12 protein-coding genes are annotated in these 11,982 nt (G+C 50.0%); 6 read left to right on the forward strand and 6 right to left on the reverse strand.

All coding sequences use genetic code 11. The annotated features are described in order from the left end of the window. Positions 1-59 precede the first annotated feature (59 nt). Genes AF_RS03305 through top6B form a run of 3 tightly spaced genes read left to right on the forward strand, consistent with a single transcriptional unit; the run spans position 60 to position 2,496 of the window. On the forward strand, positions 60-413 hold the full coding sequence (locus AF_RS03305; protein WP_010878153.1) for a hypothetical protein: 354 nt from the start codon (positions 60-62) through the stop codon (positions 411-413). Between the two features lie 47 nt (positions 414-460). Next, on the forward strand, positions 461-691 hold the full coding sequence (locus tag AF_RS03310) for an Lrp/AsnC ligand binding domain-containing protein (protein ID WP_010878154.1): 231 nt from the start codon (positions 461-463) through the stop codon (positions 689-691). After that, entirely contained in the window at positions 688-2,496 is a 1,809-nt protein-coding gene (top6B, locus tag AF_RS03315) for a DNA topoisomerase VI subunit B (protein WP_010878155.1), read from the forward strand. The genes AF_RS03310 and top6B overlap by 4 nt, the downstream gene beginning before the upstream one ends. On the opposite strand, the gene AF_RS03320 is transcribed toward top6B, so the two are convergent. Beyond that, entirely contained in the window at positions 2,480-2,770 is a 291-nt protein-coding gene (locus AF_RS03320) for a winged helix-turn-helix transcriptional regulator (protein ID WP_010878156.1), read from the reverse strand. The two genes, top6B and AF_RS03320, sit on opposite strands and share 17 nt — an antisense overlap. Before the next feature lie 106 nt (positions 2,771-2,876). On the opposite strand from AF_RS03320, the gene AF_RS03325 reads away from it, so the two are divergent. Genes AF_RS03325 through AF_RS03335 form a run of 3 tightly spaced genes read left to right on the forward strand, consistent with a single transcriptional unit; the run spans position 2,877 to position 6,730 of the window. Next, a complete protein-coding gene (locus AF_RS03325; protein WP_010878157.1) occupies positions 2,877-4,277 on the forward strand; it encodes an NAD(P)/FAD-dependent oxidoreductase in 1,401 nt (466 codons plus the stop codon). Next, the gene (locus AF_RS03330) at positions 4,278-5,555 is read left to right on the forward strand and encodes a TldD/PmbA family protein (protein ID WP_010878158.1); all 1,278 of its coding nucleotides are present in this window, start codon (positions 4,278-4,280) and stop codon (positions 5,553-5,555) included. Beyond that, positions 5,555-6,730, forward strand: a complete 1,176-nt coding sequence (locus tag AF_RS03335) for a TldD/PmbA family protein (protein WP_010878159.1) — start codon at positions 5,555-5,557, stop codon at positions 6,728-6,730. The genes AF_RS03330 and AF_RS03335 overlap by 1 nt, the downstream gene beginning before the upstream one ends. Here the strand turns inward: AF_RS03335 and AF_RS03340 are convergent. From AF_RS03340 to qmoC, 5 genes are read right to left on the reverse strand one after another with little or no spacing between them, the layout of a single operon-like run. Next, entirely contained in the window at positions 6,723-7,160 is a 438-nt protein-coding gene (locus AF_RS03340; protein WP_010878160.1) for an Ig-like domain repeat protein, read from the reverse strand. The two genes, AF_RS03335 and AF_RS03340, sit on opposite strands and share 8 nt — an antisense overlap. Continuing rightward, positions 7,132-8,976, reverse strand: a complete 1,845-nt coding sequence (locus tag AF_RS03345; protein WP_010878161.1) for a type II secretion system F family protein — start codon at positions 8,974-8,976, stop codon at positions 7,132-7,134. Before AF_RS03345 ends, AF_RS03340 begins: the two co-directional genes overlap by 29 nt. After that, positions 8,973-10,508, reverse strand: coding sequence for a type II/IV secretion system ATPase subunit (locus AF_RS03350; protein ID WP_010878162.1), 1,536 nt, complete (start codon positions 10,506-10,508; stop codon positions 8,973-8,975). The genes AF_RS03345 and AF_RS03350 overlap by 4 nt, the downstream gene beginning before the upstream one ends. Before the next feature lie 45 nt (positions 10,509-10,553). Then, positions 10,554-10,829 carry a MazG nucleotide pyrophosphohydrolase domain-containing protein gene (locus AF_RS03355; protein WP_010878163.1) on the reverse strand — a complete coding sequence of 92 codons (276 nt, stop codon included), beginning with the start codon at positions 10,827-10,829 and terminating at the stop codon, positions 10,554-10,556. A gap of 6 nt (positions 10,830-10,835) precedes the next feature. After that, the gene (gene qmoC, locus AF_RS03360; protein WP_010878164.1) at positions 10,836-11,975 is read right to left on the reverse strand and encodes a quinone-interacting membrane-bound oxidoreductase complex subunit QmoC; all 1,140 of its coding nucleotides are present in this window, start codon (positions 11,973-11,975) and stop codon (positions 10,836-10,838) included. Between the last annotated feature and the right edge of the window lie 7 nt (positions 11,976-11,982).

An 11,982-nucleotide genomic window follows, 5' to 3' on the forward strand; every position in this document is an offset into this window, starting at 1 on the left:
GACATTATCATGAAGTTGATGATTACCATAATAATGAGAACTGATAGGAGGTGAGGAAAATGGTAAGCGAGGCAGAGTTCATGGCGGCACTTGCAAAGTTTGCTGAGACCTCAGCAACAGCCAGTGCTGCTGCAGATAGAGTTATAGCGGTGGCGAACGTTGATGCCAGCAGGATTGCGGATGAGTTCAACGCCCTTCTCGGATGGGCAATGAAGATTGCAACGCTTCTGCTTGAGGAAATTTCCAAGAATCCCTCGCTAAAGGCTGAAATGGCCGAATCTCATCAAATGCTCTTCGGCAATCTCGGTACAATAGTTCCAGCGCTGCTAAAATTCGGCCCCTACATTAACCAGATTCTGGGAAACTTCGGCCTTTCGCTTGGCAAGCTGTTCGGAATAGTTTTGGCCTTCTGACTATCTTTTAGGGGAAAAGTATTAAAGCCTCTTTTGAACTTTAATTCATGGTAATCGGAGTAACTATGGTCAACGTTGCTCCTGGAAAGGAGAAGGATGTCTATCTCGCGGTTAAGGGCAAAAAAGGCGTTCGCGAGGTTTACCATGTTTTTGGCGAGTTCGATTTTGTTGTAATAATCGAAACCAGCAGCTTGTCTGAGCTGAACAAGCTCGTTGACGAGATAAGAGGTATTGAAGGGGTAACGAAAACACAGACGGTGATAGGAGCCGAGATATGAGCGGAAAGCACAGGGAAATAAGCGTAGCTGAGTTCTTCGAGAAAAACAAGCATATTCTGGGCTACTCAAATCCGGCAAAGGCGATTATCACCGTTGTTAAAGAGGCTGTGGATAACGCCCTCGATGCGTGTGAGGAAGCGGGAATTCTGCCAGACATCTTTGTTAGAATTTCGAAGGTTGATGACCATTTCAAAATCGTCGTTGAGGACAACGGTCCCGGCATTCCCAGGGAGCAGATTCCCAAGGTTTTCGGAAAGCTGCTTTACGGCTCCAGGTTCCACGAAATAAGGCAGAGCAGGGGTCAGCAGGGAATCGGAATTTCCGCAGCCGTTCTCTACGCCCAGCTTACGACGGGGAAGCCCGCGACGGTCATCTCGAAAACGCCCGATGAGGATAGGGCGAAGAAGGTGGTTCTCTACATCAACACAAAGAAGAACGAGCCGGAGATCGTTGAGGAGGGCGAAGAAGAGTGGTACCTGCCAAGCGGCACAAAAATCGAGCTTGAAGTTGCAGGCAACTACGTCAGAGAGAGGAAGCAAAGCGTCTACGAGTACCTGAGGGAAACCTCAGTTATAAACCCGCACGCAAAGATTACCTTTGTTGAGCCCGACGGTACGATAAACGAGTTCAAGAGGGTGACGGACGATATCCCGCAACCACCGAAGTCCATCAAGCCCCATCCGCACGGAATAGAGCTCGGAACGCTGATGAGCATGCTGAAGTCAACCAGAGCGACGACGTTGAGGAGGTTTTTAAAGGAAGAGTTCGTGAGGGTTGGCGAAAAGATTGCCGACGACGTTTTGAGAAAGGCGGGGTTCAGCGGTGATGAAACACCGCAGGAAATGGGGAGGGATGACGCTGCCAAGCTGCTCAACGCCTTTCGACAGACCGACTTTCTTCCTCCACCTACGGACTGCCTCTCTCCAATAGGGGAGGCAATGATCGCAAAAAGCCTGATGGCCGAGTTCCAGCCAGAGTTCGTGTACGCTGTAACAAGAAAACCGAAGGTTTACTCCGGCCATCCGTTCCTCGTGGAGGTTGGACTTGCCTACGGTGGCGAGATAAAGTCGGAGAAGGTCACGCTTTTAAGGTACGCGAACAAGATACCCCTTCTCTACCAGCAGGGTGGCTGTGCTTTAACCAAAGCGGTTGAAAGCGTCAACTGGAAGTCCTACGGGATGGTCCAGAACAGGGGCGAGCTTCCGTCCGCTCCTGCAGTCATTCTCATACATTTGGCGTCAACAAACATCCCCTACACCTCTGAATCGAAGGAGAGCGTTGCTGCTATTCCCGAAATAATAGATGAAACCCGCCTCGCACTGCAGGAAGTGGGAAGGAGGTTGAAAGAGTACCTCGAGAGAAAGAGCAGGCAGCAAAAGAAAAAGAAAAAGGAGGAGATGATCGGAAAAGTATTACCTCTGATAGCGAAAAAGGTCTGCGAGATTCTTGAGAAGGAGCCTCTTGAAATAGACAGAATCGTCGCGAGGATAATGGGCTACCTCCACGTTGAGAGGATCGTGGAGGAAAGGGACGGTGTCAAGGTGGTGACAATAAGGGTATCCAACTTCACGCGCTCAAAGAAGAGCATAAAGCTCTACGAGATGTGCTCAGGGAATGTAGAGGCGGACGGAGCCAAGGTTTCCGGATCGGGTTACTCCACGGTTACGTGGAGCTTAGAAGTGAAGCCGGATGAAGAAGTAGAGGTGAGCTACAGGCTTAAAGGAAGGATAATCAACAAGAATCCGCTTGTTGAAGGGGTCGAGGAGGACCTGCTAAGCGGCGCAGAGGTCATGAATTTTGCTTAACAATGTCGAGAATGTCTTTGATAACTTTCAGAGCTTTTATCCCCTTTTCGGTAAGCTCGTACCTGCCTTCGCTTTTGTTCACCAACCCAAGCTCGATAAGAGCCTTTAAACTGCGATCCACGATTCCGGGGTTGAGCCTCGTTTCTTCCATGATTTGGGAGAACTTTTTTGGCCTTTTTTCAAGGGAAAATATCACGAGATTAACACCGCTCTTCGACACAACCTTCAGAAACTCTTCAAGTTTTGTTAAGTCAGTCTCGTCTCCTTGCTCCACCAATACTTGTTTTCTCTTAGCATATTAAAAACCTTTACCGTGTTTGTGACATTCAACTACAAAACAACAAAGCTTAAAAGGCCTCCAGCCACTAAGCTCAAAATGTATGAAATTTGACGTCATAATTGTAGGGGCAGGACCTGGAGGGATGTTCGCCGCTTACAAGCTTGCAGGAAAGCTTAACACCGCCATTTTTGAAATGGGGAGGGATATTTCAAAAAGGAAGTGCCCGAGCGACCTTTCCGAGAGTTACTGCACGAAGTGTAATCCCTGCAACATAACCTCCGGAGTAGGGGGAGCGGGTGGTCTGTCGGATGGGAAGCTCAACTACGTCCACCCTGAGTATCCCTCAAGCTTCTCCGTCGGCGGCGATTTCGACTTTCTCGACCCCAACTACCTCATCGAGAAAATGAATGAGGTTGATGAGATCTTTCTCAAACACGGTGCGCCAGATGAGCTTTACGGCGACGACCTTGAAAAAATTGAAGATTTTCTTAAGAGGGCCAACGCCGCCGGAATCGAGTTCGTTCCCCTGAGGCAGAGGCACGTGGGGAGTGACGAGCTGCCCAAGGTTGTGAAAAGCATCGAGGACAAGTTGAAGAAGGAAGGTGTGAAGATTTACACCAGAAAAACCGTGGTTGACATAGACCCTGAGAGAAAGGTTGTGAGAACCGAAAAGGGCGAGGAGTTCGGTTACGACTATCTCATCATAGCTGTTGGCAGGAGCGGAGCGAGCTGGCTTGAAAAGTGGGCAAGAGATTACAACCTCGAGGTGGCGGAGAACTCCAAGGCCATAGACGTTGGCGTCAGAGTTGAGGTGCCCGCGTCGATCATGGACGACATAACCTCGGCAATCTACGACCCGAAGCTGAGGGTTATCACGAAAAGGCATGACGACTACATGAGGACCTTCTGCACATGCCCGAGGGGATGGGTGATTAGGGAAGATTACGGTGATTTCTGCCTCGTTAACGGACACAGCAAGGCCAAGGAAAAGAGCAGCAACACGAACTTTGCTCTGCTGGGCCACTATGAGTTTACCGAACCGTTCGACGAGCCAAACGAGTGGGGAAGGGATTTGGCGAGGATAACAACAAAGCTCGGAGGGGGAAATCCAATAGTCCAGAGGCTGAAGGACTTGAGGCTCGGAAGGAGGAGCACAGAGAGCAGGATAAAGAACAACAGGCTCGTTCAGCCAACACTGAAAACAGCAATCCCCGGAGACATCAGCCTCGCCTATCCGGGAAGGGCAATTGACGATATCCTCGATGCTCTTGAGAGGTTGGACAAGGTGATTCCAGGCGTTGCCGACGACTCCACGCTTCTCTACGCCCCCGAGGTGAAATTTTACTCTCTGAAGCTTAAAGTTGACGAGTGGATGAAGACGAACATACCCTACATCTACGCAATCGGCGACGGGGCGGGGGTTAGCAGAGGCATTGTTGGTGCTGCAGTTACAGGGCTGATTGCTGCAGAGGGCATACTCAGGGAAAGAGGGATGGAGTGAATGAGGTTCTGGGACATAAGAAGAGTTGAAAATGTCTCCCTGAACCTCCAGCTTGAGAATGGCAAACTGGAAAAGCCGAGATACAACAAATCGACCTCCAAAGGATTTAGAGTTCTCAAGAACGGATTCTGGGGGATTTTCGAGGGTAATGTCGCCGACGATGAAGGTTTAAGGCAGGCAGAGAAAAACGCCTTCACTCAGGGCGATGGAGATATAGAGGAGATCGCAACAAAAGGGCGCTACAGAATGAGGGTTAAGAGGGACCCGCAGGACATGTCCATCGAGGAGAAGGTGGAGCTGCTGAAAGACCTCGAAAAAATTATCAGAGACGTCTGCGTAAGCACGAAATTGGTCTACTTTGAGAACAGAAGAGTGCTGCAATACAGGGACTCATGCGGGTCGGAAGTTGAGTACGAGGTTTTGAGAACGGGAGTCTCCATAATGGGTGTGGGAAAGGGGAGAAGCCTGCAGTTTCTTTCAAAAAGGCAGATGAGGGTCGGCGGTTACGAGGTTTTAGACGGCGTCGATGAAAAAGCCTACGAAATCGTTGAGGTTCTTCCGAAACTCGTAAACGCCTTAGCTCCGCCCTCAGGCGAGATGAGCGTTGTTATGGACTCAAGCCTGGCTGGAGTGTTCGTCCACGAGGCATTCGGACATGCGGTTGAGGCCGACCACGTCCTTCAGGGAGCAACGGTGCTCAAGGGAAGGCTGAACGAAAAGGTAGCAGATGAGAGCGTTACTATAATCGACGACCCAACTCTTCCCGAATTTGGCTTCTTCCCCTTCGATGATGAAGGTGTTAGGGCAGAGAAAAAGGTTATTGTCGAGGACGGGGTTCTGAAAAGCTTCCTGCACAGCAGAGAGACGGCAAAGAAGCTTGGCGGTGTTGCGGGAAACGCGAGAAGCCAGGGTGTTGACGTACCAATCGTCAGGATGAGCAACACGTACATTGATACCCATCACTACAGCTTCGATGAGCTTTTGGAGGAGTGCAGAGATGGAGTTTACCTTGTGGGCTCGAGGGGTGGAGAAACCAATCCCGCAACGGGCTACTTCCACTTCAACGCCCAGTACGGCTACCTCATTAAGAATGGGGAGCTGGCTGAGATGGTCAGGGACGTTTCCCTGTCCGGAAACACTCTTGAAATACTGAGAAACGTGAAAATCGGCAGGGAGATTGAGTTCGACCCCGGATTCTGCGGCAAGGCGGGACAGCTCGTTCCCGTCTCCGACGGTTCTCCCCCTGTTTTGTGCAGAGCGACGGTTGGTGGGGCCTGATGGAGTGGGAGGTTTTCGAGTACAGAACAAAAGGTATAATGGCAGAAATCGAGGCGGGAAGGCTCAAGATTGTCAGCTCCTACGTTGACAAAAGCTTCTCCGCAAGAGTGATTTTGAAAGGGAGAGTTGGTTTTGCATCCGCTTCGACGAGGGATGAGGCACTTTCTCTGGCGGAAAAAATCGCCAGAATCTCTGAAGATGAGCTTGAAGACTTCCCGAATGAAAAGCCTGCAAGTGTTAAGGGAATCTACGACAAAAGAGTGGAGGAGGCGGATTCGGAGCTTATTATGGAGGAATTTGAGAGGTTGAGGAGTGCCGTAGAAAAAGCGAACATAGCTTCAGCTACCATTGAGCATGCGGTGGAGGAGGTCAGAATAACCAACTCCTTTGGCCTCGATAGCCGTGAAAAGTCAACCTCGTCGTCCATGATAGTGGAGGCTGTTTTTGAGGGGGGAAGCGCTTACGAAGTTTGCGGGAGCAGAAGCATTGAGCTTGACATAGAGGGGGCTGCGAAGAAGGCCGAGGAGCTTGCAGTTGATTCGGCTAAAGCAATCAAAATTGAGGGTGGCACCTATGATGTCATTCTCCAGCCAATCGCTGTCCACCAGCTGCTCTCCAATACACTCTATCCCTCCCTCTCCGCCGAGAACGTCGAAAAGGGAAGGAGTGTAATCAGGCTCGGTGATGAGTTTGGAAGAATAACGGTTATCGATGACCCGACTGTTGAGGGGGGCTTAATGAGCTGCGGATTTGACGATGAAGGGGTTTCCGCAAGAAAGACGTTTCTTATAGACAACGGTGTTGTTAGAAGCTACTACACCGATTGGAAGCACTCCAAAAAGTACGGTGTGACTGGAAACGGATTCAGACTCGAGGAGAGCAGCTTTCCGGCACCAATGGTCAGCAACGTTGTTCTGGAGGTTGATGACGCTGATGACGACAACTGCCTTACAATCCACTCCTTAATCGGCTCCCACACCGCAAACCCCGTTAGCGGTGATTTCAGTCTGGAATGTAACAACGCCTACTTTGGGGAGAAGGCCGTTAAGGGGGCAATGATTTACGGAAACGTGTTTGAATTGCTTAAAAAAGTTGAAGGGGGCTTAGGTGAGCTAAGACAGATTGAAAACACAGTAACGAAGTCACTGCGCTTTAGAAGCGTGAGGGTCATCTGAGCATGTTCGTGATGAATATCGCAACGAACAGCAGGAAAACCAATGCTATTATCAGCAAAAGCACGTCTCTTGCCAGTCTTCCAAGCTTCAGCTTCTGCTCCCTTTCCATTACCTGAAAGTCGAGCGATTTGCTGCTGCTCTCGTATCCTGCCTTCCCCTTAAACCTCACCTCCAGCTTGTGCCTCCCCTTGTAGGGTGCGGGAAAGGCAAAGGTGAACATGCCATACTCGTTCGTTTCGGCCTTTCCAACTTCTCTGCCGTCCACATAAATGGTGACCTGAGCCCTTTCGAGGGGAATCCAGGATTTTTTCTCCTCGTCATAGTAGGTCAACCACCCCTCAACAGTAACAATTTCGTCCTCTGCTGGGGCTGCATCAAGGAAGTGCGCCGAAATTCTCGTTTTACGGGATGACAAATTTGAAGAAGACATACACTACCACCACCAAAATGAAAATGTGCTTCAAACCTGCCTCAATCCTTCCCTCCCCCATTTGGCCAGCCATTATGCCGGAGAAGAGGGCAACGAGCAACGAAGTTTGCATGAACGTGTCCTTAACAGCCCCAATGTCTATCTTTGAAGTGAACTGCGTAACCTCCACGGATGCAAAAACCGTGAGCATGTTCTGAATCAGGATGTAGGCAGTGTAGAGGAAAACGGCGAATGCAAGATAGATTATGATGGTGTACATACTCATCTGGGCCTTTATCCTGTCTCTTACCTCCACTTCCAGCTCCGAGTACATAGATGCTGTGTTCAGGGCATCTCTGATGCTCGGTGTTGACTCAATTGCCTTCACAAGCAAAGTTATGGCCTTCGCCACAATCTGGCTCCTGACTCTGCTCTCGATTTTTTCCAGGGCGGAGGTAATCAGCTCACCCCACTCAACCTCCCTCTTGATCTTCCTTATCTCCCTCCCCAGGACTCCGAGCTCGCTCTCCGAGAGGTGTCTCAGCGCCTCAACTACGTTCAACCCTGCCTCGTTAAGGGAGGCGAGTTGCTTCATGAACTCTGGAAGCTCCTTCTCCATTTTAGTGAGCAATCTATTCTTGTACTCGATGAACAGAATTGATGGAAGAATCACCATCGAAAGAGTGACGAAAATGAGCAGGTCTAAGTCCACCTTGCCGTAAAGATAAATGAAAACGGCAACAGCAGGCACGATGAGGTAGAAAGAGAGAGCGCGGAGCGTGAGGAGGTAAGGCTCCTCGGTAAAAGGCCTCTTCAGGAAGTTCAGAACTTTTTTTAGCCTCATCCTCCAAACGTAAATCTTGAATCCCGGTTCTCTGTCAGCGATCCTGAAGTAGATGTCCCTATCCCCCCTCTTTTTGTGCTCTGCAAAGCCCACGGGCTCACTTGGCATGGAGGACTTTATCAGCCACATGAGGAGGAGCGAGCCGAGAGGTATCATGGCAAACAAAACAATCTTGAACGTCTGCATCGCGCCTGAACCAACCATCTGGAAAACAACGAGGACTATGAGGAAGAAAAGCGGGGCGACGATGAAGAGGGCAAGGTATATCTCAGCGTATACCTGAAGGGTCTCAAAGAACAAAGTGTAGTAAGTCTCCCTTTCTGTGAGCAGCTGCTCGGACTTCGCACGGAGGTACTCCACAACATCTCCTCCACCCTCATAGACGTTGATGAAGTTCTCCAGGAACACCTTCAGCTTTTCCGATGGTGTTGTATCCGCAACGTACTTCATCGCCGTTATCATGTCGTACCCAAATATCTCCACAAGAGTGACTATTTTGTCGAATTCCCGGCTTATTTCGCCAAAAATTTCCCTGTTCTCCGCAACAAACCGAAATATCGAAATGAGAGGTACACCACCTTTCGCCATTCCCAGCATCATGTTCACAGCATGGGGTAGGGATGAGTCTATCTTGCCCCTTCTCACGTTGGTGATGTAGAAGGGATACGAGAGAATCAGGTACCTCGTGAAGCCGAAGGCGAGAACTGCGAAGCCCGTAATTAGAGCGAGTTCGAACTGCCAGTAGGGGATGACTGTGTTCCTTATGATTAAGGGTCCTCCGGGATTTATCACCTCCGAGACGAGAAAGCCGAGAAGAATGCCCGGAATAACGGAGAGAAGGGGGTAAAATAGGGCGATGGAGAGCAGTTCCGGCACCGTCATCCTCAGCCTCGCGCTTTCTATCGCTGAAGACAGCTCCGAGTAGCTTCCCGGTCTTCGGATGTATCTTTTCCTGTAAAATCTCCTCAGCGCCAATGGAGTGTAGAGGCTCATAGGCCTTCCTCCATTTTCGTCATAGCAAGCTCAGGATTGCGATAGTAGGCGTGGATATATCTCGTAACCTCTTTGTAGTTTCTGATTCCCCTTTTCAGCATGAGTTCAAGGTACCTCTTTCTGCTCAGCATTTCATCGTAAACCTCCTGAACGCTGACACCTAAGAAATCGGCCATCTTTTCAAGCTTCTTAGGCATGCTAACCTCAATGTGCTTATCCTCCTTAGGGTCCCACTTAACAAACTGGTTCACCAGAAGGTTTTTGTCAACAGGGTCTATGCCGAGGATTTCGTTAACCTCCTTCGTCCTCCTTAGCCTTGTGTTTCCCCTCACCCACATCGTCTGCACGAGAGCGATATCGAGGAACTGAAGCATGCTTCTCGGCACCTTAAGCGGCTCAGATTCGAGTCTGTAAACCATCTGGTTGATATCTCCGGCATGGAGTGTGGAGTAGCTCGCGTGGCCGGTAGACATAGCCTGGAAGAGCGTTTGTGCCTCCCTTCCTCTAACCTCACCCACAATGATGTAGTCGGGTCTCTGCCTTAGCGCAGCCCTCAGAAGGTCGTACATGTCTATTTCTCCCTCACCCATTCCCGTCCTCGTAACCTCTGCGATCCAGTTTTCGTGGTAGAGCTTTATCTCTCTCGTATCCTCGATGGAGACGACCTTTGCATCCGGGGGAATGAACATCATAATGGCGTTTAGCGTGGTCGTCTTTCCGCTCGCAGTCTCTCCCACAACGATTGCGGAGAACTTGTGCTCTATCGCCAGCCAGAGGTAGGCGAGAACTCCTGAAGGAACTGTTCCCTTTTCTATCAAATCTATGGGTGTGAGCGGTTCAATCGTGAACTTCCTTATCGTAAAACTTGAACCCCGAGGCGTTACTTCGGTGCCAAAGGTCGCCTGCAACCTGCTCCCGTCGGGAAGCGTGGCATCAACAATCGGATTTGCTATTGAAATGTGCTTCCCGCTTCTCTGCGTCAGCCTCAGAACCATCCTGTCAAGCTTTTCCTGATCAAGAACGATGTTCGTCTCCACATTTCCGTACTTCTGGTGGTATATGAAAATTGGAATGTTGTAGCCATCACACGAGATATCCTCAACATTGGTGTCCTCCATCAAGGGGTCTATCAAACCGTAACCGAAAAAGTCGCGGAAAAGGTAGTAAAGCATTCTCGAGTAGAAGTTGTCAGTAAAACTCACAGCGTACTCCTTGGAGAGCTTTTCAATCGCTCTGACAAGCACTTCTGCTCTCTCTTCCAGATCAACAGAGACGTCCTGCAGAACCAAAATTTTCTTCAGGTCATCGTAAAGGGCGGAGATTACTTCCGCCTCCTCGGAGCTTACAGTCGGTTCGAGAGCGTAATAGACGTTTCTGAACTCATCCTCGTTTTCAACAATTATGGCCTTTGTGAATGGTTCCTGTATCCAGTACTCTTCCACGATCCTGCTACCGCTACCGAACTCTGGTGTCTCAAGCAAGTCCTCACTCCTGATGTGCCTTCTAAGTATATCGTAGTGGTTTTTTGCCATTGACTAAATGTTATATTTCCCAAAATATATGCTTTTCTTGCAAATTTACAAGTCAGGCAGGTCCCAGCGGGGGCTGGGGTCGCCCCTTACGTACTTCTCTATCAGCTTCCTTTCGAGGTCAACGTCGTACAGGTTGGCAATTGAGATTACCATGAACAGCACGTCAGCAAGCTCTTCCTCAACGTTTTGGTTTTTTCTGACCGCCTCAGCAAGCTCTCCAACCTCCTCGAACAGCACCGCCAGCAGAAACAGAGGACCGCTACGCGAATCGGTCTCGTAGTACTTCTCCCTAAAAATTTTTTGAAAATCTTTTAGCTCCATAAAAAATCACTGCTGGGGCTCTCGCCCCACGCTTTTCGCCCACGTGTAGGCGAGGGTTCTGTAGAGGAGGTGGGCAAACTTTGAGTAGGGGGCGTAGGCAATCAGCGTAAACACCAGAACCAGGTGTACAAGGTACATGTAGTACGCCGCCACGCTACCCGCATACCTCAAAGCCTCAATGCCCACTCCTGTTAGACCAACTGCGAATATTGTGCCGAGGAAGAGCCAGTCGAAGTACGTTCCGTAACCTATTTTCTCGTTGCTGAATCTTGCCACAATCGCCCAAAGGGAGCCTGCTACCAGCAGCAAGGCTCCGAGGTTGCCCAGAACTTTCACAGGGTCAGTTGGTGGAAGAGCGAGTTCCTCAACTCCGAGACCGTAGAGATAGACTATGTCACCGAGAGTTGCGATGCCAAGGATGATGAAACCCCAGAAGATCATGAAGTGGGCAAAATAGCGGTATCTTGCCGTGCCGCACTCGGCAAACCGTGAGTGTTTAAGTACATCTATTATTGACCAGAAGAGGCACTCAATGAACCTTGGGCTTGCCCTAACCACTTCAAGCTCTGCGTTCTCGCCGAGCCTGTATTCGTAAACCTTCGAGACCTCAGAGTTTATCCCAGTCCAGAACCTGTAAGCCCCAATGGCCGCAATCAGCAGAGCCCATCCTCCAACCAAGAAGCCAGCTATCTCAACGTGCAGATGCGGAATGAAGTTTCCAATCACTATCTCCCCGCTGGGTATTTCCGGGCTGAAGGCCGCAAGGTAGGCTAACGTGAGGATGATTGGAATGGCAAAGTAGACGACTATTCCAGCGGGCTTCAACAGTATTTTGGCAAAAAAGTTTGGAAATGCGAGTTCCTGAATTACCTTGGCCCTTATAGCTCCGAGAACCTCTCCGGGCTTTGCACCTCTCGGGCAATACTCGCTGCAGTCGTTGCACTGGTGGCAGAGCCAGACATCCGCATCCTTAATCAGCTTATCCTTCAGCCCCCACTGAGCCCATATCATCTCCTTCCTTGGGAATGGCGCCTCTTCGGGGCTCTGCGGGCATACGACGCTGCATGTTGCACACTGGTAGCACTTTCTAAGCGTCTTACCTCCAAATCCTATCACATCCCTGACGAACTGCGCATCAACCTCCATAGTCCAC

This window comes from Archaeoglobus fulgidus DSM 4304 (genome assembly GCF_000008665.1).
Classification (GTDB): Archaea; Halobacteriota; Archaeoglobi; order Archaeoglobales; family Archaeoglobaceae; genus Archaeoglobus; species Archaeoglobus fulgidus.

Coding starts and splice junctions, on each gene's coding strand:
- AF_RS03310 (WP_010878154.1), top strand. CDS start 461: ATGGTAATCGGAGTAACTATGGTCAACGTTGCTCCTGGAAAGGAGAAG.
- AF_RS03345 (WP_010878161.1), bottom strand. CDS start 8,976: ATGAGCCTCTACACTCCATTGGCGCTGAGGAGATTTTACAGGAAAAGA.
- qmoC (WP_010878164.1), bottom strand. CDS start 11,975: ATGGAGGTTGATGCGCAGTTCGTCAGGGATGTGATAGGATTTGGAGGT.
- AF_RS03355 (WP_010878163.1), bottom strand. CDS start 10,829: ATGGAGCTAAAAGATTTTCAAAAAATTTTTAGGGAGAAGTACTACGAG.
- AF_RS03350 (WP_010878162.1), bottom strand. CDS start 10,508: ATGGCAAAAAACCACTACGATATACTTAGAAGGCACATCAGGAGTGAG.
- AF_RS03335 (WP_010878159.1), top strand. CDS start 5,555: ATGGAGTGGGAGGTTTTCGAGTACAGAACAAAAGGTATAATGGCAGAA.
- AF_RS03325 (WP_010878157.1), top strand. CDS start 2,877: ATGAAATTTGACGTCATAATTGTAGGGGCAGGACCTGGAGGGATGTTC.
- AF_RS03330 (WP_010878158.1), top strand. CDS start 4,278: ATGAGGTTCTGGGACATAAGAAGAGTTGAAAATGTCTCCCTGAACCTC.
- top6B (WP_010878155.1), top strand. CDS start 688: ATGAGCGGAAAGCACAGGGAAATAAGCGTAGCTGAGTTCTTCGAGAAA.
- AF_RS03305 (WP_010878153.1), top strand. CDS start 60: ATGGTAAGCGAGGCAGAGTTCATGGCGGCACTTGCAAAGTTTGCTGAG.
- AF_RS03340 (WP_010878160.1), bottom strand. CDS start 7,160: ATGTCTTCTTCAAATTTGTCATCCCGTAAAACGAGAATTTCGGCGCAC.